Consider the following 20,661-nt stretch of genomic DNA (forward strand, 5'->3'; position numbering starts at 1 on the left):
TATTTTGTTGACAAGGAAACAAAATAGCGATACGATAATAATGTTTCCAAGGAAATAAAACCACAGCTTTTGAGGGGAGAATTTAATGTTCAAATTTAGATCACACAATAAACAGAACACAGAACAAACCGTAGATAAACACGCTTTAATATTCGGTCTTATCTCTGTGTTTCTTTGCGGAATAGGCTTCAGTATCATAGCACCTGTCGTCCCATTCTTAGTACAGCCTTATATAAGCAATCCGGGAGAACAAGCTATCGTTGTCACGCTGCTGACCTCTGTTTATGCCTTCTGCGTGTTTTTTGCGGCCCCCGTACTTGGAGCTCTGAGCGACAAATATGGCCGTCGTCCATTGCTCTTAGTATGCCTTTTGGGTTCCGCAATCGGGTACTTGGTTTTTGGCATAGGAGGAGCTCTATGGGTACTATTTGCGGGGCGCATAATAGAGGGTATAACAGGTGGGAGCATAAGCACGATCTTCGCATATTTTGCAGACATCATTCCTCAAGAACAGAGAACCAAATACTTTGGATGGGTGAGTGCGGTTGTAGGTGTAGGCACTATCATTGGCCCAACTCTAGGCGGATTACTCGCCAAGTTTGATTATTCTGCACCCATGTATTTTGGAGCAATCATAACTTTAGTAAATGTTATATATGGATTCTTTTTTATGCCTGAGAGCCTTGACAAGAAACATAGACTGAAAGAAATTACTTTTGTAAGACTTAATCCATTCATACAGCTTGCAAACCTGCTTTCCATGAAAAACTTAAACAGGCTACTTATCTCAGCGTTCTTACTTTGGATACCCAACGGATCTTTACAGGCCGTTTTTTCACAATTTACAATGGATACTTTCAGTTGGAAGCCTGCACTAATCGGACTTATGTTCTCAATTATGGGCGTCCAAGACATCATTTCACAAGGTTTCATCATGCCAAAGCTTTTGATAAAGCTTAATGATAAACAGATAGCAATTCTTGGAATGGTTTCGGAGATTATAGGCTACAGTCTTATTGCGCTATCTACTTTGTTCTCATTCTATCCTCTTCTTATCGCTGGCATGTTTATATTTGGTTTTGGTGATTCGATCTTCGGGCCTTCATTCAATGGGATGCTCTCCAAGTCTGTCGATTCTAGTGAACAAGGAAGGATTCAAGGAGGTAGCCAATCTATTCAGGCTTTAGCAAGAATGATTGGGCCTATCATTGGAGGTCAAATCTATGTATCACTTGGTCATGCCGCACCCGCTTTTATGGGTATGATCCTTATAGCAGCGGCAATACCAGTTTTGTATAAGAGAACGAATATAAATATGTAAACTACCTACTTTCTTTAGGCAATAGGGTTTCAGAACTTAGGGACAAGTTCTGAAACCCTATTTGTCTACAGTCTGAGCCATCCGCATGCGGATGGCTCTTCATAGTATCACCTTGCTAAATTAATTTCACGTATTTTGTATTTATACGCCAAAATTAAAATCATCATCTGTCAGCGGCTCCACATTCATCGCCCGCACGTAGCCGTTTCCTTTTTTAGAAAAGAAATCATGCTGCTTAGTGTGGGTGCTGATGCCGTTGAATACAATTGGATTGACTTCTTCTTCTTCAAACAACGGATCAAAGCCCAGGTTCATCATGGCTTTATTAGCGTTGTAGCGCAAGAAGACTTTGACATCGTCCACCAGCCCGATAGGAGCATAAATTTGCTCGGTGTATTGTTCCTCGTTATTGTGCAGGTAGCGCAGCAACCCTACCAGCGTCTGGTACAGATCCCGTTGATCTTCCTCGTCCAGCTCTGCATAAATCTCCTGTGCCAGCACACCCACATAAACACCGTGAATACTTTCGTCCCGTAAAATCAGGTCGATAATTTCTCCGCTGCATGTCATCTTGCCCTGACCCGCCAGATAGAGAGGGTAGAAGAAGCCGCTATAAAATAAATAGCTTTCTAACAGCACCGACGCTGCCATCGCGAGATACAGGTCTTTGGGTGTATGGATATTCATATAATACTGACGAATGGTTTCCGCCTTGCTCTGAAGGTGTGGATTTTCCTCTACCCAACGGAATACACCATCAATTTCTTCGGTAGAAGCCAGGGTTGTAAAAATGCTGCTGTACGACTTCGCATGAATTTGCTCCATCATCGCCATAAAGCTCAGTACAGCTTTGCGTTGCAGCCCGTCCACATGCTCCATAATCTGCGGCATACCTACGCCGCCTTGAATCGTATCCAGCAGCGTTAAACCGCCGAGCACCTTCATGTAGGCATCTTTTTCAATATCACTGAGGGTGACCCAGCTCATTTTATCGTCGGACAGCGGAATTTCATCATCCGTCCAAAATTGCATAATATTCTGATTCCAGAACATCAATGTGAAATCATCGTCCGAGCGGTTCCAGTTTACAGCTTGTATACCTGTCATTGTTTAGCATTCTCCCTTCAGCTTCCGAGATTTCCTAGAGTCACAATAAGGTGATGTAGGCGAATCATCGTATGCTTGACATACGGAAGCTGCATCCGCGAGGCCGTGTCCCAACCCATAAAGGGCGGAACATCGCGCTGGATACAGCTTCTAATGAAAAGCATCCATATATATGAGGATTTCTAATGTTAATTTATGAGCACGGTCTTAGATCGAGCAGGTGAGGCACTCTTCTACAGACAGCTTTTTGGTACGTGTGTAGTACAACGATTTGAGTCCTTTGTGAGCAGCATACAGATAGCAACGCGCCAATTGGCGTGTAGTCACGTCACTGTTCACATGAAGCACGGTCGAAATCCCTTGATCCACGTGAGGCTGGATTTCTGCAATCAGGTCAAGCACTTTGAACTGATCCATTTGATAAGCGGATTTATAAAAGAACACATTATCTCTTTGCAAGTAAGGCATTGGATAATAGGTCGTCGAATTCGCATAGGTACGTGTTTCAATTTGTTCCACGATTGGCATCACGCTGGACGTCGCATTTTGAATATATGAAATGCTGGCCGTCGGCGCAATCGCCATACGGTAAGCGTGATACAGGCCGTTCTTCTGCACGTCTGCTTTCAGCTTGCCCCAATCCTCCGGAGAAGGAATATAGATGTCGTTGAACAGCTCTTGTACGCGTGTCGTTGTCGGACGGTAATCTGTATTCAGATAACGGTCAAAATACACACCAGTCCCGTAATCCGATTCCTCAAAGCCATAAAAGCTTTGTCCGGCCGCTTGCGCAATCTCCATGCTTTTCTCCAGCGAGTGATAGTTCATCGTCATGAAGAAGGTACGGACAAAATCCTTCGCTTCGTTGCTTTCATAAGCAATTTTGTTCTTGGCAAGGTAGCCGTGCAGGTTCATGACACCCAGACCGACAGAATGCATTTCACGGTTTGCTTTGGCAACACCCGGAGCGTTCGCGACTTGGGTCATATCGCTGACCGAGGTCAGGGCAATCATACCCTCGTGAACGGATTCGCGGATTTTGCCATGCTCCATCACATTTACAATGTTGAGAGAAGCCAGATTACAGCTAATATCCCGACGGATTGTATCCTGTTGGCCGTAATCTGTAATTTCAGAGGTCTCCTGTAATTGGAAAATTTCTGTGCACAGGTTTGACATTTTAACCTGGCCCACGTTTTTAAGAGCATGTGCCTGATTCGCGTTACTTTTGTTCATCATGTATGGATAGCCGGATTCCAACTGGATCATGGCAATTTTGGTCAGCATGTCACGCGCGCTCATCGCTACCTTTTTCTTCACCCGGTCGTCAGCGAGCAGTGTATCGTACATTTCATCCAGATCCATATCGTCCAGATGCGTACCGTAGGCCTTGTACACACTATAAGGAGCGAATACATGCAGCGGCTCATTATCCTGAGCCAGCTTATAAAAGCGGTTCGGCACAATCAGTCCGATGGAGAGTGTCTTGAGGCGTACTCTTTCGTCGGCATTGATTTTTTTACTATCCAGGAACTCCAGTACATCCCATCCGAAAATGTTGTAGTATGCTGCGCCAGAACCTTTACGTTGACCCATCTGATCCGCGTAAGAGAAGCCGTCCTCCATCAGCTTCAGCACAGGCATAATTCCTTTAGCCGCGCCTTCTACACCTTTGATCGCCTCGCCGCGTGACCGCAGCTTCGACAGGTTGACCGCGACACCGCCGCCGATTTTGGACAACTGCATGCATGTGTTCAGCACGTAGTTGATCGAGTTGAGGGAGTCATCCATTTCGAGCAGGAAGCAGGACACCAGTTCTCCACGACGGCTTTTGCCTGCATTCAGGAAGGTTGGCGTTGCCGGCTGGAGACGCTGCTCCATCATCGAGCGGGACAACAGGCGCGCCGTATCGGCGTTACCGCGTCCCAAATGCAGGGCGACGACCGCCACCCGATCAGGATAGTGCTCCAGATAGACCTTACGGTCATTACTCTTCACTGCATAATCTGTATAAAACTTGGATGCTGCCATATAGGAAGGAAATTTAAAATTATAACTATGAGTGATATGGAAAATATCCTTAATTTCGTCAGCCGTATAGCTACTATAGAAATTTTCGTAATAATCATTCTCAATCATGTAGAGCACTTGAGCCGCTGTATCCGCAAACTTCAAGCTCCGTTCATCGACTTCCTTCATAAACTCGTCTACAGCCTCTTGGTCCTTTTCCAATTGAAAAAAGCCGTCTGTATCGCGTTTCATCAACATGTTGTTCAATTCAATATGCCGCAACTCGGCTCACCTCCTGTTTGAAACGCTCTACATCGCCGAACGTTCCGGATAATTCAAATTTACTGATGACAGGCACGTTGTAATGGTCGGAGATCAAATCCGCGCTTTTGGCAAAGCACTCGCCCCAGTTACGGTTGCCGCTGGCAGCCACACCCACGAGGTTTTGAGCATTTTTTTGCAAAAAGGAAGATACCCTTTCAGGTATCTGTCCAAACCCCGTTGTATATGTAATGAGTACGTATGGTTCCTCTATAGTCATTTGCTCCTGGATTTGGACCGCCGGAAGCTTGAGCTTCCCGATAAATCTTTTTACATTGCCGGTCTTGGAATCATAAGCAATCAGCATTGTATTCATCCTCCTTGACATTTGGCAAAACGGCATCTGCCCAAGGCTCGAAATCCTGTAAAGATTCGCAAACCCTTGCTGGCTGCGCTTCGCCAAAATTTTAACGCCTATTTATATCGGTACTTCCATATCTGTATTTTCAAGATATATGTGTAAAATACGCGCTATACACTATATTTAGAGTACGATTTCTATTTTATATCTATATATAGGTGAGGTCAATCACTTTTAAAAGGTTGGGCACAAGGATTGGGGGCAAGTCCAAGCGGGGTGCGGGATAAGCGGAATAACTTTTTTTTTCGTGCGAATTTTACAAATGTACTGGAGTTTTGGAGCGTGAAGATGTACGATTTGTCAATAGGAGATACAGTGGTAAATCTACCTTTTACTGTAGGGGGAATACGTATGATGGGAAATGGATTTATGGATTCAGGGTCGTTTGATGCCATATTTTTTATCGTTTTTGGAATCATTGCAATTGGATTTATCGCTATCATTGCCAAGGCAATCGGTACGGGGCTTTCGAATCAAGCCGCTGAGTTGGAACAACGTTCATGCAAGGTGGTGGACAAGAGAACGAGGGTTCGCGGGGGCTCAGGCGATTTTTCAGCTTCGACAGATTATTATGTTACTTTTGAGTTTGATGGGGGCGAGCGCAAGGAGCTGGAGGTGAAGGATAGGGATTTTGGCATGATTGTTACTGGAGATCGGGGGGAGCTTCGTTATAAAGGCACGCGCTTTCTGGAGTTCGTGAGAGCGATGGAAGCGTAAGCCATATTAGCTGGGGGCGGGTAACTGCCAGGATACCCATACATAACCGAAGGGAAGATGTACTATGCCACATATTATTGGGAAACGCATCGTATTGAGGGAGTATCGTCAGGAGGATATACCGGAAATACGAAAATGGGTCAATGACCCGGATATTACACGCGGTTTGAGTGATGTTTTTACTTATCCTCATTCTCAGACGAATAGCGAAGCCTACGTACAGATGATGATCGACGGTAACTCCGAGATGAAGGGCTTTGTTATTGCGCATAAAGACACACTGGACTATATTGGACAACTGGATTTATTTAAAATCAACTGGATGAATCGGCATGCCACGCTCGGCATTGTGATTGGACGCGACGATAATCTAGGCAAAGGCTACGGACGTGAAGCGATCCGGCTATTACAGAAATTTGTATTTCATACGCTGAACCTGAATCGGCTGGAGCTGGAGGTCTATGCATACAACGAGCGTGCATATCGCTGCTATCTGGCCTGCGGCTTCAAGGAGGAAGGTCGGCTGCGGCAAAAGCTGTTCAGGGAAGGCCAATACTATGACATCATCCAGATGGGGATTTTGCGAAGTGAGTATGAGGCTGCGGAACAAACGACGGAATCTCGATAATGAAAGCACATAAGTTATTTTATTCCGTCAGCTTTCTTCAATTTTTTATGAGTGAGATTACGGGGACTACGCTCATCTTATTTCTATTAGCGAAAGGCCTTTCCCTACAAAGTGCGAATTTCCTGTTGGTTGTATATTTTGTAAGTATTTTTTTGTTTGAAATTCCTACAGGTGCGATTGCAGATAAGTATGGAAGGAAAATTTCTGTTGTTTTGGGACTTTGTTGTTTTTTAGTCTATAGTGTGCTGTTCGTTTGGACGGATCATATCGTGGTGCTTGTTTTAGCGCAAATCTTTGGTGGTCTGGCTATATGTTTACAATCAGGTTCGTTGGAATCCTGGGTTGTGGAAAATAGTGATAAGCCAATGGAAGTCCTTTTTACAACCTCAAACAGCATACAGTATATTTCGGGATTTATTTGTGGGCTGTTGGGAGCTTTTCTTGCAACCTTCAACTATTCACTTCCTTGGTTGGCCAGCATTTTATCTATTATCCTATGCATTTTTCTGTGCTATTTTTACATGAATGAGGAGAATATAGCCCATAGAAGAATGTCTGGTACTCGTATTAAAACAATTATCGGAGAAAGCATCCGTATCGGGCTGGAAAATAAGTCGATCTGGATTGTGTTTATCATCGGTTTATTTATCAGCTTTTCGAACTCGGCGGGTAATACATTTCAACAGCCACGTCTTGTCGGTCTTTCCGAACAGGGGATTTGGATTATGGGATTTATCAAGGCAGGCTATTCATTATGTATGACTTTGGGCAGCTATCTGGTTCGAAAGTTGGGCAGGCGATACAGTGATGTACATATACTCATGGGCGCTTGCGGAATGATCGCTGTTTGGCTTATTTTAGCCGGGGCTTTCAACACTTTTTATCCTGTACTGCTTACCTTTTTAATCTATGAGATTGGGCGAGGAATGTACCCGGTAGCCAAACAAATTTTCCTGAATAAAAGAATCTCTAATGAATATCGTTCTACATTACTATCCTTGGATTCTGCAATTTCCCAATTAGGCATGTGTATTGGTTTAATCGTGACGGGGATCATCAGTCGTAATTTTACGGATTTGTCTTCGGACCAAACACCCATTCAAATATCTTGGGTGATGTGTGGCGGGATTGCGTTGATTCCAATCTTTTTATTGTTGTACGTCAATCGGATGTCCAACAAAAGTAATTCTTGGAAAGAAGAAAGCAACAAAAAAGAACATTCCATGTAAAAGGGCTGGACAGCATCAGGCTGTCAGCCCCTTTAATCGTTATTTTTCCCCGTTCCACAGCTTGAGCCGATTTTGGATCAGTCCGGTGTAGATTTCTTCAGCCTTCGGCACACCTGCCTGATCCAGCTCTTGGAGCATGCGGTCATAGACAGCATCAAATTGATCCGGTTTGGCGAGTACGGCTTCGGGAATCCGTTTGCGCACAATATCCTGCGACTTCTGATAAATAACATTGTAGTTTGTATTGGTCGGCACAGGCATGTTGTAGGCGGCGCCCCATTCTTTTACCGGAAAATCCTTCTCGTTCGGGAACAGGTCCTTCCACGTTCGAGCATTGTAGGCTTGCAAGGATTTTTTTTCGGCCGGGCTGTAATTTTCGGTAATCATCTCCGGATAGTTCGTCGTATAGTAGTTGCCGGAAGGGTCCTTGATGCCGTCACCGTAATGCGGCCCCCACATCCAGTACAAACCGATGCCTGACTCTCTCGTAAAAGCGGAATTATCGGTGTTTTTACGTTGCTGCACATCGTCCGGAATAACTCGTTTGCCGTTCTCTACATTGTAATGCTGGCCTTCGATTCCCCAGTTGCGCAAAATTTGTCCTTCGTTGGAGGCCAGAAAATCCAGAAACTTGATGGCACGCACGGGATTTTTGCACGAGGTTGTAATTCCGATCCCGTATGCAGCATCAAAGCCGAGTGGCTGGAGGGAATGATCCTCATATTTCTCGCTTAACGTGACTGGAAAATGCGCGTAGGTAAATTCATCCTTGCCCGACGCTTTGAGTGCGTTTTCGGCATCCTGATAGTTCCATTCCTGATCGATGAGTCCAATCACACGACCTGCGGCGATTTTGGACTTGTATTGATCGCTTTTTTGCACAAAAGTGTCCTTATCCAGCAGTCCTTCGTTGTACATGTGATTCAGCCAGCGAAAATATTCCCGTTCCTCCGGGCGTTTGTAGTGGAGAATGGCTTTATGCGTCTTGGGGTCGATATAATACTCTCCATCATCCGGTCCGCCTGTAGCGGTAACTGCCGGATTGGTTACAGTAATTTGAATTTTCCAATCTTCGGCGTCAAGGGAGAGGGGGATGGTAGGCTGACCGTTAGTGGTGGGGTATTTGGCGACATAGTCCTTGAGCGCTTTTTCAAAATCCTGAACAGTGCGAATTTTCGGATAACCGAGCTTCTCAAGTGCCTGATGCTGGATTTCGAACCCGGTTTGTGCGTCAAATGCGATGTGATCTACGCCCAAATTGGTTGGGATCGTATAGATGGCAGGGTCGTCATGGCTATATTTAATACGGTTAAAATAGTCTCCGTACACTTTCTTGATATTGGGGCCGTATTTGTCAATCAGGTCGGTTAAGTCAATGAGTGCCCCGGCATCGACCAGCTTACCGACATCATTTTTGGGATAGACCAGATCAGGATACTCTCCGCTGGCAGCCATCAGAGCAAACTTTTCCTCACTCCGGCCATTGACGGCATGCTCCCCGTTCAGTGTGACGCCCGTTTTTTTGATGATTTCCTGCCCGACTGCATCCTTCATATTATTCCAGTTGGAGCTGGCGTCACCACCAAAAAAAGTAAGTGTGACAGGGCTGGTGTCATCGGGATTTTCCTTTTCTGCCGTACCGCCCGTTCCATTCGCGCAGCCCGTTGTCACGAGCAGCAGCAAAGCCAGGAGCAGGATGGAGCCTTGTCGTACCGACCTGTTTTTGAACATCTGCAAAATCCCCCTTTATAAGTATGATTCACATAATTTAAGTGCTTTCAATAGTAAATTGTAGGAAATAGCGAACCTGCCGTCAAGTTATTTCTGTTGATTTGTTATGTGTTTGTTTTTTTATTATGCAAACATATTTTGGTGGATGGTGTGGATTTGTGCAAATCTATCGTTTGATGATCTAAAACAAAGTGTGCTACGATGATACCAGTTTATTGGCACGCCCATGTATTGGAAAGGCAGAGGCAGAAAAAAGATTCCGAATAGGGTTGGGTGAGAAGATGCGTGGAAAAGTAACGTTGCAGGAAATTGCGGATGCGGCGGGCGTTTCAAAGTTCGCTGTTTCGCGTGCATTGTCCGGCAAGCCCGGAGTAAGTGAGGAGACGAGGGCAGTGTTGGTCAAGCTGGCTGCCCAGATGGGCTATTTTCGCAATCATCCAAAGACAACGGGGGTGGAACCTCGGGACACGGATGCCGGGGAATGGTCGGGTACTGTGCTGGTGTTATTTCCGAATATACGGTACCAGAACAGAGAATCCAGGTATTGGGGCCCTGTATTTGAAGGTATTTCCGAGCGTCTGAACCGAAAGGGGATGAACATGCTCACGTTAACGGAGCCTTCGACAGAGGATATGTTTTCTTTGCTGAATCCGGAGGCGATCACGGGCATTATCACGGTGGGGTCCATTTCCACTTCAATATTGCTGAATATTTATCGGATGAGCATCCCGGTCGTCATGGTGGATCATTGGGATTCTGCATTTTTAAGCGATACGGTGTTCACGGATAACCGAACGTGCATGGGTGAACTCATGAGAAATGTGTTGTGCAGAGGCTATACCCGCTTTCAATTTGTCGGAAATATCAACGATGCTCACAGTTTTTATGAACGTTGGGAAGCTTTTCGCTCCGCACTGGAGCTTGGGGGAATATCCTTAAAGCAAAACAGAGCTTTGCTACATATGGGAGCAGCGCAGGAGCTTGCCGAGGAATTGGACAAGCTGACCGAGGATGAATTGCCGGAGATGTTTGTATGTGTGAATGATGTGACTGCCGGGCAAGTGGTGGATGCGCTCAAACAAAAGGGAATTGACGTCCCAAGGCGCTGTGGAGTGACTGGTTTTGACGATACGAGCGAGCAGATGCCGATTTATGCGACGGTGAGAGTGGATAAGGAACTGCTGGGCATGCGTGCGGTGGATCAACTGCTATGGCGTATAACTAACCCGGATTCGCCTGTCGAGAAAAAGCTGCTGCACGCGGAACTGGTCGTACGGGAGGGGTATGCGCCGCGGCTCAGTCAGGGAAATGATGATCATGAACACCCAATCAGCACAATCAAATATAGTTGACGTCCAGATATAGATGATCGAGCTCCGTACACGGGGGAAGATAAAAAGTCGCTTTTTAGCCTTTTGGGGCGAGGCGACTTTTCTTTGTTGTTTTTCGATTTGTTTTGTCACAAAAACGATTTGACTATTTTGTTAGCTTAATGTTATTTTTGTTATGTTTATATAGGAGTCCAGATGTTCCCAATCATCTTTACAGGGAGGCTTGCGACGATGTTCAATGTGACAGGGTTGGATAACTGGAGGTTTAGGAACGCATCAGGTGATGAGTGGCTTAGCGCGAAAGTACCGGGATGTGTGCATACGGATCTTTTACGACATGGCAAAATTCCTGATCCTTTTATCGGAACGAACGAGGCGGAGGTACAATGGATTGACAAACAGGACTGGGTATACGAAGCCTGTTTTGAAATGAAAGCGGATCAGCTTCAGTGCCCATGTGTAGAACTGGTGCTGGAGGGCTTGGACACGTATGCGGAGGTACAAGTGAACGGGCATCCCGTTTTGTCAGCCAACAATATGTTTCGGATATGGAGGCGGGATGTGAAGGCATGGGTTCAGCAGGGAGAGAATCGGCTGGTAATCGTGTTCCATTCTCCGATAGCTGTGGATGTACCCAAGCTGGAGCAACTGGGTTACGCTCTTCCCGCGCCAAATGATCAGTCCGAAGCAGGTGGTTTGGCGGACAAAAAGGTAAGCGTTTTCGCACGTAAGGCTCCTTACCACTACGGCTGGGATTGGGGACCGAGGCTGGTGACGAGCGGCATTTGGAGAGAGGTGCGGGTGGAGGCATGGTCTGGTCTTATTGTTAGAGACTTGTTTATCCGGCAGGATGAAATCAGTGCAGACGGAGCCAGACTCACGGCTGTGGCAGAGATCGAAAATGCGGGTGAGATCAGGGAAGCCGATCTTCGTATTTCCGCTGACGGGAGGGAGTGGTCGAAGCCTGTTCCTTTGTTGAAGGGAAGGCAAACGGTGGAGCTGGAGTTGTATATGGAGCAGCCAAAGCTGTGGTGGTGCCAGGGGCTGGGAGAGCCGCATCTATATACGTTTGCAGCCGAGCTTGTGGAGCGGGATGAAGGAGCTGTCATCGCGGAAAAAACGGTGAAGACGGGCTTGCGTTCGATTCGTCTTGTGCGTGAACGGGATGCGGCGGGAGAGAGCTTTTATTTTGAGCTGAACGGGGTTCCGGTGTTTGCGAAGGGAGCCAATCATATTCCGAATGACAGCTTTCCGACGGAAGTGACACGGGAGAGATATCGGCATGAGATTGCCAGCGCTGCTGCCTCTCATATGAATATGCTGCGGGTCTGGGGCGGCGGTATTTATGAGGAAGACATATTTTATGAGCTTTGTGACGAATACGGTTTATTGATATGGCAGGATTTTATGTTTGCGTGCAGCATGTACCCGGGAGATCAGGCTTTTTTGGACAATGTGGCAAAGGAAGCGGAGGACAATATCAAGCGTCTGCGGAATCATCCATGTATCGTATTATGGTGCGGCAATAATGAGATTGATTCGGCTTGGGCGCATTATGAGGAGAACGGGGGCTGGGGCTGGAAAAAGGATTACACGCCAGCGCAGCGAGAGCGCTTGTGGTCTGATTATGAGACACTTTTCCACCGGATTTTACCGGAAGTGGTACACATCTGGTCCCCGCAGACGGCATATTGGCCCTCGTCTCCGCTGATCGGCCTGTCTGGAGACCGAAATCAGCATGCTCATCCGTCTTCGACGGCGGGGGATGTTCATTACTGGGGCGTATGGCACGCATCTGAGGCGTTTGAGAATTACCATGTGCATGTGGGGCGTTTTATGAGTGAATATGGCTTTCAATCCTTTCCCGAATACAAGTCCGTGCGCTTCTATGCAGAAGAGAATGAGCTGGAGCTGGAATCAACAGTAATGCTGGCGCATCAGAAGAACGGGGCAGGCAATCGCCTGATTAAAGAATATATGGAACGGTACATGCGGGAGCCGAAGGATTTTAAAGCTTTTCTTCCCATGAGTCAGATTTTACAGGCGGAAGCGATGAAAATGGCCATCGAGGCCCATCGGCGTCGCAAGCCTTACTGCATGGGCACATTGTATTGGCAAATGAATGATTGCTGGCCCGTTGCCTCCTGGTCGAGTATGGACTATTTTGGTCGCTGGAAGGCGCTGCAATATACGGCTAAGCGCAGCTTTGCCGATGTACTGCTGAGCGTAGCGGATACGGAGCAGGGTAATAAGGAGCTGCATATTGTCAACGATACGCTAAAACCTGTTCAGGGCACGCTGCGGCTGACGCTTTTGCATATTCGGGGTAGCAAGGCCATCCATGAAGAGGATATCCAGGTAGAGCAGCAAGCTAATGCAGCGGGGCTGGTACATATATTGCCTGCCGACAAATGGCTGAATGGACAGAGCCCTGCGGAGCATATGCTGGTCGCACGTCTGATAGAGAACGGTGAACAGGTGGCTTCCTGTGAGGTTTATTTTGCTGACACCAAAGAGATGGATTTGCCACAGCCGAATATTGAAGTGATAGAAGTACAGGGAAGTGGAGGAAGCCGCTTTAACCTTCGCTCGGATGTACTGGCGAGGCATGTATGGCTGTCAGCGGAGCAGGAAGGCATTTTCAGCGATAATCATCTGGATCTGGCTCCTGGTATTCCGAAAACGGTGGAATTTTTGGCTCTGGGCAGGGGGGATTCGGCCTTTGAGACAGCTTCGCCGGGCAAGCTGACGGTATGTTCATTGGTAGATTGGATACAAGGTTAGAGAACAGCTTAGGTTTATCCGTACTTCATTTAGGCGGATAAGCCCTTTTTGCTGTATAAATGATTTTGTGATGATATGTATAGCGTTTTCATTATGTTAATATATTTAACAGAAATGAGTTTTTGAATTGAATATCAACGGATATTTGTGAGAAATCTATCTATTTAGCCTCTAATTTTGGTAGAATAGGTTCAAAGTATAATCAAGACCGCATTAAAGCTGACATCACGAGTATGCTTATTGTTGAACGAAGCTCTATAAAGAGGGTCATGGAAGCATTAGGCGGCAGGAGGGATATGATGAGAAAGAGCTGGTACAGGAGATTGCTTTTTTCCTATTTCCCGATTTTTATGTTGACCGTGTCCATTCTCATTTTTTTATCCTTCCTGATCGTGAATGAGATATCACGTAATGAGACGGGGAAGGCGAATCGGATCACGACCGGATTTGTGATGGACAGTGTGGAAAAGTCGCTGACGAAGGTAGAAATGGACGTATTAAGCGAGGCGGAAACCAATAAGAGCTACAGCTACTTTTTGAATGGACAGGCGCAGAGCGGCAGCACGATGTTGTATGGACTGGCAGGAAGCTTGCGTGCGCTCAAGGATAATCATGAATTGGTACATTCCATTTATATTTACAGGATGAAGGATCAAAAGATACTAACCAGGAGCGGCCTTCAGGATGCCAAGACATTTGGCGATTATCCGTATATCGAGCAGGCACTGCGGTCTGAGGATCGGCAGTGGTCACCTGTGCGGGAATGGAAGGAGCCGGGCAAACATACGTCAGATCGTGTGATTTCGATGCATAAGCGGCTTCCGTTGCCGTTCGGGGGGCAAGGGCTGCTGGTGATCAATATCGGTGTGTATCCGTTGGAGCAAATGATCGGTCAAATGACGAATCCGGCGGTTTCTTATCTGGTGATTAAGGATGGCGAAGGGCATACGATCTACCCGGCTGCATCCGACGCAGGAGGAGCTGTAAAAGAGGAAGACGGACAGCAATTGACTCATCTGCCGTCGGCTAGACTAGGCTGGAGCTTCGAAAGTGGCATTCGTGCCGGGCAACTGTTCGAGTGGGTGTCTGTCATTTCTTACGTTTGGATTGTGCTCGGGCTGGCTGTTGTCGTCTTGGCAGTAGTTTACATTATCTATGTAACACGCAGAAATTACCGACCGATTCAACTGATGATGCAGCGCATTCAACAATTGCCAGGCAGTCCTGATGAGGGAACCAACAAGGATGAGCTGTGGATGATTGATCACGCGCTGCAAAGTCTGATTCGGCAAACGGTCGATTATGAACAGCAAGAGTATGCGAATGTACTTATTCGGCGACGGCAATTGTTCCTTGATCTGATGGAAGGTACAACCATGGAAACGGCCACAGTGCGTTTGGATAATCTGTCTCCTTTTGTGGACGATACTCAGAGAGAGGCTATCCGTGTCTACGCTGTCATGGTGGTAGAACTGCATGATCTGGAACTGGAGCAGCCGTACACAACCGAAGGACCACAAGCGGGCAACAGAAGTTCGAATGAGCATGGAAGTGAAGATCAACGTCTGAGCCTGTCGTTGCTGGGTGTGATGCAGGAGCTTGCAGCCACTTATGGTTGGCAGGGCTGGGCAGAATGGATGAGCCGCGAAAGAATTGCCATTTTGCTAAGAAAAGAGGATGATGACGGGGAAGGGTTGCTGGCTGTGAAGCTGCAGGAGATGGCGCAAACGGGCTGCGAGTGGCTACAGGGCCATCTGGGTGTACAGCTCACCATCGGAATTGGCGGTCAAACTCACGAGTTGGAGTATATTAAGGATTCCTATCGGGCGGCTGTTTCTGCCCTTCGGTATCGGTTAACGCTCGGGGTGCACGATATTGTGATTAGTGACCAGGTTCCGCAGGACAATGAAATTCCGTTATATACGTATCTGCCGCTGATTTCGGAGACCATCCGTTCTTTTCGGTTGGCCAGCCATGATTGGCGTGGACGGTTGGAAGGTCTATTCGCATCGATGGAAACGGACAAGTTGAAGGATGGGGATATTTTAACCGTGATTCAGTGGCTACAAGAGCTGCTGGAACGGGAAATGCGCGAGATGAAGGACGTGTCGGGTGCGCTGGATCGTTATTTTAACGGGCCGGAGGCGGAGAGATGGAGATTTGAGGTAGAGTCTGCTCCTTCGCTGGCCCTGATGCACACTCTGCTGCTGGAGCACATGACCACCGTGTACCGTACTTATGTTGCAGCCAGTGAAACCAAGAGCTATCGGGCTATGGTCAGTGAGATGAAACAATATATTGAAGAGCATTATACGAATCCGGATTTATCTTTGAATCATTTGAGCGAACGTTTTGATGTGTCGCCTAAATATGCCAGTCATTTGTTTAAAACCGAGTTTGATATGAAATTCGTGGATTTTTTGACCCGGTTGCGTATGAACCATGCCCAGCAAATGCTGTGTAACACTACAGAGACGGTTCAGCACATTGCAACCCAGGTCGGTTATGCCAATTCGATTACCTTTGGACGGGTGTTTAAGCGTGTGGTTGGTGTCACGCCGGGAGATTATCGCAAGCTGAGATTGAAGCCGGAAGATTCATCATTAACAGGGGGAGCGCTTTAGGCGCTCGCCTTTTTAGCATTTTATTCGTTAAAAGGCGGGCAGACGGTGTCGGTTTATGGAGCGGAATTTAGTTTATTGCGGCACAGGAGGACAAATGCGATACTTATGTCCATATCTTGAACCTACAGGGCGTCAACGGCCGATGTATTGGCAGGCATGAGGGCGAACCGGAATGACGGAGGATGGGCTATGGCGGACATAGATGTACAAAAGCAATATGGGGATGAGCCGAAGGCTTCCGGCTGGGCGGCAGGCATTGATGTCGGCGGGACGAAGACGCTGATCTGTATCGGTACAGCGGAACGGAAAGTGGTGGTGAGGCATAGAATTCCGACGGTGCATACGAAGGATGCAGCCTTTTTCTTTGAAAGTCTGTTCGGGGAGCTGGAAAGCTGTCTGGAGCAGGAAGGCTTGACGCTAGAGCAATTACAAGGAATCGGGATCGGCTTTCCCGGTGTGGTAGATAACGATAGCGGCAGGATCACTCACGCCCCGGCGCTCCAATGGAGCATGCACGACAGTGCACATGACAGTGGTACGCATGGCGGTATACGATCTGTCATTGGACAGCGCTATAGCGGACGCTTGGTGCTGGATAATGATGTAAATATGGCTGCGTTGGGAGAGCAATGGCTGGGCGCAGCGCGGGGATTACGTCATGTACTGATGGTAACGGTAGGCACAGGCATTGGAAGTGGTCTTATTTTGAACGGGGAGCTATACAAGGGAGCCGCAGGCGGAGCTGGGGAAATGGCCTACTGGATTGCAGGTGAAGAACAGGCGCGGCAAGCGGCAGAGCGAAGAGGGACGGACGAGTTCGGTGTGTTCGAATCTTTAACGTCGGGTACGGCAATAACGTACAGTGTAAAATCGGCGCTTGCGTCCGGCATACCAGGTACGCACATGGTACGGCTGGCGGATGGCCAACGGGACCATGTTGGGGCGCGACATGTTCTGCAAGCGGCAGCCGAAGGAGATGTGGAAGCACAGACGATTCTGGAGCCTGCGCTGGCTCATATGGCGATGGCTCTGACGAATGTGATCAGCTTGCTGAACCCGGAAATGATCGTTGTAGGCGGCGGTGTGGCTGAAGGGAGCACGTATTATTTGGATGAAATTCGGCAAAGAGTAGCCTTATGGACGGACATTCCTTGTACCATTGTACCTGCTGGGCTGGGTAATGAAGCCGGGGCCATCGGAGCGCTGGCGACGATTCTGGGCAGCGCGGTACGCTAAACAACAGGGAGGATTCCAGATGGTTGGCTCACAAATGCTGAAGCTGCGAGGCTTTTATTTGTTTATTGGTTTGGCAGGGGGAATGTTTAACCCGTATTTGACCTTATTGCTGGTTCAGAATGGGTTGACGAGTACCAGTGTTGGTGCGCTGATGGCGATCGGTACGCTGGTATCCATTCTGGTTCAGCCAATATGGGGAATTATTGTGGATCAATACCGTCAAATGCGGCTGGTGCTTATTTTGAGTGTAGCGGTCCCAGGAGTCATAGCGGTATGTTATCAGTCGGAGCATTTTGTGCTGATGGCGCTTGTCTATTCGATCATGGCTATATTCACGGCAACACAGGCGCCGATCGCTGATTCTTATGCGATCGTGACAGCAAAAAAGGCAGGGGCGACCTACGGCAGCATACGATTTATGGCGAGTATAGGTAACGCGGTGGGCGGTTATGCCGGGGGGCTGTTCGTGTCGCTTCTATCGGTGTCCATGATTTGGGTGCCTTTTTTGGTACTGAACGGTCTTGCGGCCTTGACGGCACTGGCGCTTCCGAAAAATACGGAGGAAGATCTGGCGTTGCGCAAATCGTTTTCTGACGGTATCGGTCAATTAATCCGTAACAGGACGTTTTTAATATTTTTGGGTGGCAGCTTTTTGGTGAATCAGACGTTGACCGCATTTAACACCTATTTTGTACTGGCTTTTAAAATGTCGGGAGGACCTACGGGGTTGGTCGGGGTTGCTCTGCTGGTTGCTTCCATTACGAATGTGCCCTCCATGCTGCTGGCTTCCCGGGTGATTCGCAGGATTGGGCTGGAGAGAACCCTTTTGCTAGGGGCTGTAGCCTATATGCTGCGCTGGGGAGTTCAACTGGCGTTTCCTGATCCTGCGGTTATGATTGCTGTGCAGGTGTTGCACGGGCTGTCGTTTGGATTTTTCTACATTGCGGCCGTTGAATATGTATCGCATGTGACGGAGAAGGATATGCAGGCCACCGGACAAAGCGTGTTCAATATGGTATTCGCCGGACTGGCGGGCATTGTAGGTAATCTGTTGAATGGATACCTCCTTCATGCCGGGGGACCGCAGCTTATGAACCTGGCTTGTCTGATCAGCGCGACCTTAGGTGCGTTAATGATGGTTTATGTATCACGCAGCCGTAAGGATGGGAAGACGGGGAAGGTGCGCAAGTTATCCATGAGTCTTCCATCAGAGGCTTCGGCGCAGGAGTAGCATAGTGAAGCTACTGCATCGTTAAAACTTAACAAAACACAGAGAGCATCCTAACCCTGATGAGAGGGAGGATGCTTTTTTTGCATAAAAGCAACTTTTAAGTTACTTGATATGACAATATACCTAACATGATTTGAACAGAGAAAATAGTTTATTCGCAGGAAAATAGTGATCTTTTATAAAAGTAAGCGTTTTATCGTATTTGGTAATCGCTTTCATCTAAACTGTTTATGACCGGGAAACTAGTTTATTGTCAGTTTTCCTACGGTCATGTCATACTAAGGCACATCCCGGACCCACAAGGGACAGACACATGCCGATGCATGATATGCCATAACCTTCTGATAAGAAGAAGGGCGAACGGGAAAAAGCAGACAAAGGGGTGTTCAGGAATGAGAGGAAATAAGGCTGGAGGAACTTTGAAGAAGCTGCGTCTGCTGCTTGCAGCTACGGTTGCACTGTCGGTTGTATTGAGCGGATGCTCGTCGGGTGAGGCGGACAAAAATTCGACGGTTGCCGGAGACAAGGGTGGTTCATTGAAGGTTGAAATTTTTGACAGAGGCAACACACCTCAAGGCTACACCATTACTGACAGCTATTTAACCCGTTATGCAAAAGAGAACTTTGGCAAACCCAACAATATTGATCTATCGTATGTGCCTGTTCAGCGCTCGGAAGAGGTCACCAAGCTGAATGTCCTGATGGCGAGCGGCGGCGATGTACCTGATATCGTATTCACTTACGATTCCGGCACTTTTGAGCGGTACGCAGAGCAGGGGGGATTGACGGACTTGACCCCATTGCTGAATGAGTATGGCCCGAATCTCAAAAAATTCCTCGGTGAAGATACGCTGAGCTACGGTCAGGTGGAAGGCAAGCAGTTCGCCATTCCGGGTAAGCGTACTATTTTAGGGAAATATTCTTCCTTCATACGCCAGGATTGGCTCGATACACTGAAAATGCCTGTCCCTAAAACGACAGACGAATTATATAACACGCTCAAAGCGTTCAAGGAAAAAGACCCCGGCAAGACCGGCGGCAAGGTGGTTCCACTGGGTATGACGATGGAGCCGGGACAATATGATTCGCTGCTGTGGTCTTTTATCAAGCCGGTGACGGATGAGCAGAAATATACGTTGACTCAAAAGCTGGGTTCCCGTGATTATCCGATCCTGCTGCCTGGATTCAAGGATGGAGTTCAGTTTATGAACAAGCTTTACAATGAAGATCTGATCAGCAAGGACTTCGGTCTGGATAAGGATAAAAAACAACTGACTCAGGATATTCAAAGCGGTAATACCGGCTTTTTCAGTGAAGATTACGACAACATTTTTTACAACGACTCCGCTTATGCAAACCTGTTGGCCAACCAGCCGAAAGCCAAGCTGACTCCGATGGACCCGTACACCAACAGCGAGGGCAAGCATGCCAAGCCGGAATTTGCATCCAATGGACTCTACATTATGGTGCCTAAATCCAGTGAGCATGCGATTGAGGCGATCAAGTACCTCGACTGGATGTCTTCCGAAAAGGTGCTGCTCGATATGCAAAATGGTGTGGAAGGCGAAAATTATACCTTGAAAGACGGAATTCCAGTCGCCAAGGAAAACCCGACACAAGAATCACAAGACCGTATCTATAATCAGGGCGATGTGGTTATCGTTGCGAACGGCAAAATTGCAGGCGATGATGAGAAAAACAAGGAAGCCTTTATTCTGGGCATGCCGTCTCAGTTCCAGGAGGATGTACGTAAAGCGATGGATATTTCCAACACGGATACCGTGCCTCCGCTGAAATTTGACCATCCAATCAAATCCGAGTCCAAATACAGCAACTCGCTGCTGGACAAGTTTGATGAAATGGTTGTGAAATCGGTGATGGCACCATCGGCACAATTTGATGCGACCTTTGAAGCGGCATTGAAGGATTATATGGCAAGCGGCGGTCAAGCGATACTGGATGAGCACACAGAGGCTTACAAGGCCATGACAGGCAAGTAAGAAGGCGGAATGTAAAGGAGGAGACAGCGC

Annotated in this window: 14 protein-coding genes; 10 read left to right on the forward strand and 4 right to left on the reverse strand. The window is 47.5% G+C overall.

Annotation, left to right across the window (positions count from 1 at the left end; all coding sequences use genetic code 11):
* The first annotated feature begins 85 nt into the window (after window positions 1–85).
* Complete coding sequence (locus AC0WRU_RS09030; RefSeq protein ID WP_476128034.1) at window positions 86–1,321, forward strand: MFS transporter; 1,236 nt, start codon at window positions 86–88, stop codon at window positions 1,319–1,321.
* A gap of 141 nt (window positions 1,322–1,462) precedes the next feature.
* Here AC0WRU_RS09030 and nrdF read toward each other — a convergent pair whose 3' ends face one another.
* The 3 genes from nrdF to nrdI all read right to left on the reverse strand — a co-directional run bounded on the left by nrdF (window position 1,463) and on the right by nrdI (window position 5,066).
* Complete coding sequence (gene nrdF / locus AC0WRU_RS09035) at window positions 1,463–2,428, reverse strand: class 1b ribonucleoside-diphosphate reductase subunit beta (RefSeq protein ID WP_476128035.1); 966 nt, start codon at window positions 2,426–2,428, stop codon at window positions 1,463–1,465.
* Window positions 2,429–2,635: 207 nt separating this feature from the next.
* On the reverse strand, window positions 2,636–4,720 hold the full coding sequence (gene nrdE, locus AC0WRU_RS09040; RefSeq protein WP_476128036.1) for a class 1b ribonucleoside-diphosphate reductase subunit alpha: 2,085 nt from the start codon (window positions 4,718–4,720) through the stop codon (window positions 2,636–2,638).
* Complete coding sequence (gene nrdI / locus AC0WRU_RS09045; RefSeq protein WP_025685481.1) at window positions 4,707–5,066, reverse strand: class Ib ribonucleoside-diphosphate reductase assembly flavoprotein NrdI; 360 nt, start codon at window positions 5,064–5,066, stop codon at window positions 4,707–4,709. Before nrdI ends, nrdE begins: the two co-directional genes overlap by 14 nt.
* Before the next feature lie 408 nt (window positions 5,067–5,474).
* Between nrdI and AC0WRU_RS09050 the strand changes: the two genes are divergently transcribed.
* The 3 genes from AC0WRU_RS09050 (at window position 5,475) to AC0WRU_RS09060 (ending at window position 7,694) form a co-directional block, all read left to right on the forward strand.
* Window positions 5,475–5,837, forward strand: coding sequence for a DUF2500 domain-containing protein (locus AC0WRU_RS09050; protein ID WP_476128604.1), 363 nt, complete (start codon window positions 5,475–5,477; stop codon window positions 5,835–5,837).
* 64 nt (window positions 5,838–5,901) lie between these two features.
* Window positions 5,902–6,465: a GNAT family N-acetyltransferase gene (locus AC0WRU_RS09055; RefSeq protein WP_476128037.1), complete on the forward strand. Its 564-nt coding sequence runs from the start codon at window positions 5,902–5,904 to the stop codon at window positions 6,463–6,465.
* Window positions 6,465–7,694, forward strand: a complete 1,230-nt coding sequence (locus tag AC0WRU_RS09060; RefSeq protein WP_025685484.1) for an MFS transporter — start codon at window positions 6,465–6,467, stop codon at window positions 7,692–7,694. The genes AC0WRU_RS09055 and AC0WRU_RS09060 overlap by 1 nt, the downstream gene beginning before the upstream one ends.
* 39 nt (window positions 7,695–7,733) lie before the next feature.
* Here AC0WRU_RS09060 and AC0WRU_RS09065 read toward each other — a convergent pair whose 3' ends face one another.
* Window positions 7,734–9,425, reverse strand: coding sequence for an ABC transporter substrate-binding protein (locus AC0WRU_RS09065; RefSeq protein WP_476128038.1), 1,692 nt, complete (start codon window positions 9,423–9,425; stop codon window positions 7,734–7,736).
* A 281-nt stretch (window positions 9,426–9,706) separates the two neighbouring features.
* Here AC0WRU_RS09065 and AC0WRU_RS09070 point away from each other — a divergent pair, with 281 nt between their 5' ends.
* The 6 genes from AC0WRU_RS09070 to AC0WRU_RS09095 all read left to right on the forward strand — a co-directional run bounded on the left by AC0WRU_RS09070 (window position 9,707) and on the right by AC0WRU_RS09095 (window position 20,631).
* Complete coding sequence (locus tag AC0WRU_RS09070; protein ID WP_476128039.1) at window positions 9,707–10,777, forward strand: LacI family DNA-binding transcriptional regulator; 1,071 nt, start codon at window positions 9,707–9,709, stop codon at window positions 10,775–10,777.
* 210 nt (window positions 10,778–10,987) lie between these two features.
* Complete coding sequence (locus AC0WRU_RS09075; RefSeq protein ID WP_476128040.1) at window positions 10,988–13,540, forward strand: beta-mannosidase; 2,553 nt, start codon at window positions 10,988–10,990, stop codon at window positions 13,538–13,540.
* A 296-nt stretch (window positions 13,541–13,836) separates the two neighbouring features.
* Entirely contained in the window at window positions 13,837–16,164 is a 2,328-nt protein-coding gene (locus tag AC0WRU_RS09080) for a helix-turn-helix transcriptional regulator (RefSeq protein ID WP_476128041.1), read from the forward strand.
* Window positions 16,165–16,353: 189 nt separating this feature from the next.
* Window positions 16,354–17,400 (forward strand): ROK family protein, encoded by a 1,047-nt coding sequence (locus AC0WRU_RS09085; protein ID WP_476128042.1) that lies wholly within the window; start codon window positions 16,354–16,356, stop codon window positions 17,398–17,400.
* Between the two features lie 19 nt (window positions 17,401–17,419).
* Entirely contained in the window at window positions 17,420–18,631 is a 1,212-nt protein-coding gene (locus AC0WRU_RS09090; RefSeq protein WP_476128043.1) for an MFS transporter, read from the forward strand.
* Between the two features lie 392 nt (window positions 18,632–19,023).
* Complete coding sequence (locus AC0WRU_RS09095) at window positions 19,024–20,631, forward strand: extracellular solute-binding protein (RefSeq protein WP_476128044.1); 1,608 nt, start codon at window positions 19,024–19,026, stop codon at window positions 20,629–20,631.
* Window positions 20,632–20,661 lie beyond the last annotated feature (30 nt).

The organism is Paenibacillus sp. 1-8 (genome assembly GCF_056316205.1).

What these genes read in the sequence shown, in the direction of transcription:
- AC0WRU_RS09085 (WP_476128042.1), top strand. Translation starts at nt 16,354, where the DNA reads ATGGCGGACATAGATGTACAAAAGCAATATGGGGATGAGCCGAAGGCT.
- AC0WRU_RS09070 (WP_476128039.1), top strand. Translation starts at nt 9,707, where the DNA reads ATGCGTGGAAAAGTAACGTTGCAGGAAATTGCGGATGCGGCGGGCGTT.
- AC0WRU_RS09065 (WP_476128038.1), bottom strand. Translation starts at nt 9,425, where the DNA reads ATGTTCAAAAACAGGTCGGTACGACAAGGCTCCATCCTGCTCCTGGCT.
- nrdI (WP_025685481.1), bottom strand. Translation starts at nt 5,066, where the DNA reads ATGCTGATTGCTTATGATTCCAAGACCGGCAATGTAAAAAGATTTATC.
- AC0WRU_RS09030 (WP_476128034.1), top strand. Translation starts at nt 86, where the DNA reads ATGTTCAAATTTAGATCACACAATAAACAGAACACAGAACAAACCGTA.
- AC0WRU_RS09060 (WP_025685484.1), top strand. Translation starts at nt 6,465, where the DNA reads ATGAAAGCACATAAGTTATTTTATTCCGTCAGCTTTCTTCAATTTTTT.
- AC0WRU_RS09090 (WP_476128043.1), top strand. Translation starts at nt 17,420, where the DNA reads ATGGTTGGCTCACAAATGCTGAAGCTGCGAGGCTTTTATTTGTTTATT.
- AC0WRU_RS09050 (WP_476128604.1), top strand. Translation starts at nt 5,475, where the DNA reads ATGGGAAATGGATTTATGGATTCAGGGTCGTTTGATGCCATATTTTTT.
- AC0WRU_RS09095 (WP_476128044.1), top strand. Translation starts at nt 19,024, where the DNA reads ATGAGAGGAAATAAGGCTGGAGGAACTTTGAAGAAGCTGCGTCTGCTG.
- nrdF (WP_476128035.1), bottom strand. Translation starts at nt 2,428, where the DNA reads ATGACAGGTATACAAGCTGTAAACTGGAACCGCTCGGACGATGATTTC.
- AC0WRU_RS09080 (WP_476128041.1), top strand. Translation starts at nt 13,837, where the DNA reads ATGATGAGAAAGAGCTGGTACAGGAGATTGCTTTTTTCCTATTTCCCG.
- AC0WRU_RS09075 (WP_476128040.1), top strand. Translation starts at nt 10,988, where the DNA reads ATGTTCAATGTGACAGGGTTGGATAACTGGAGGTTTAGGAACGCATCA.
- AC0WRU_RS09055 (WP_476128037.1), top strand. Translation starts at nt 5,902, where the DNA reads ATGCCACATATTATTGGGAAACGCATCGTATTGAGGGAGTATCGTCAG.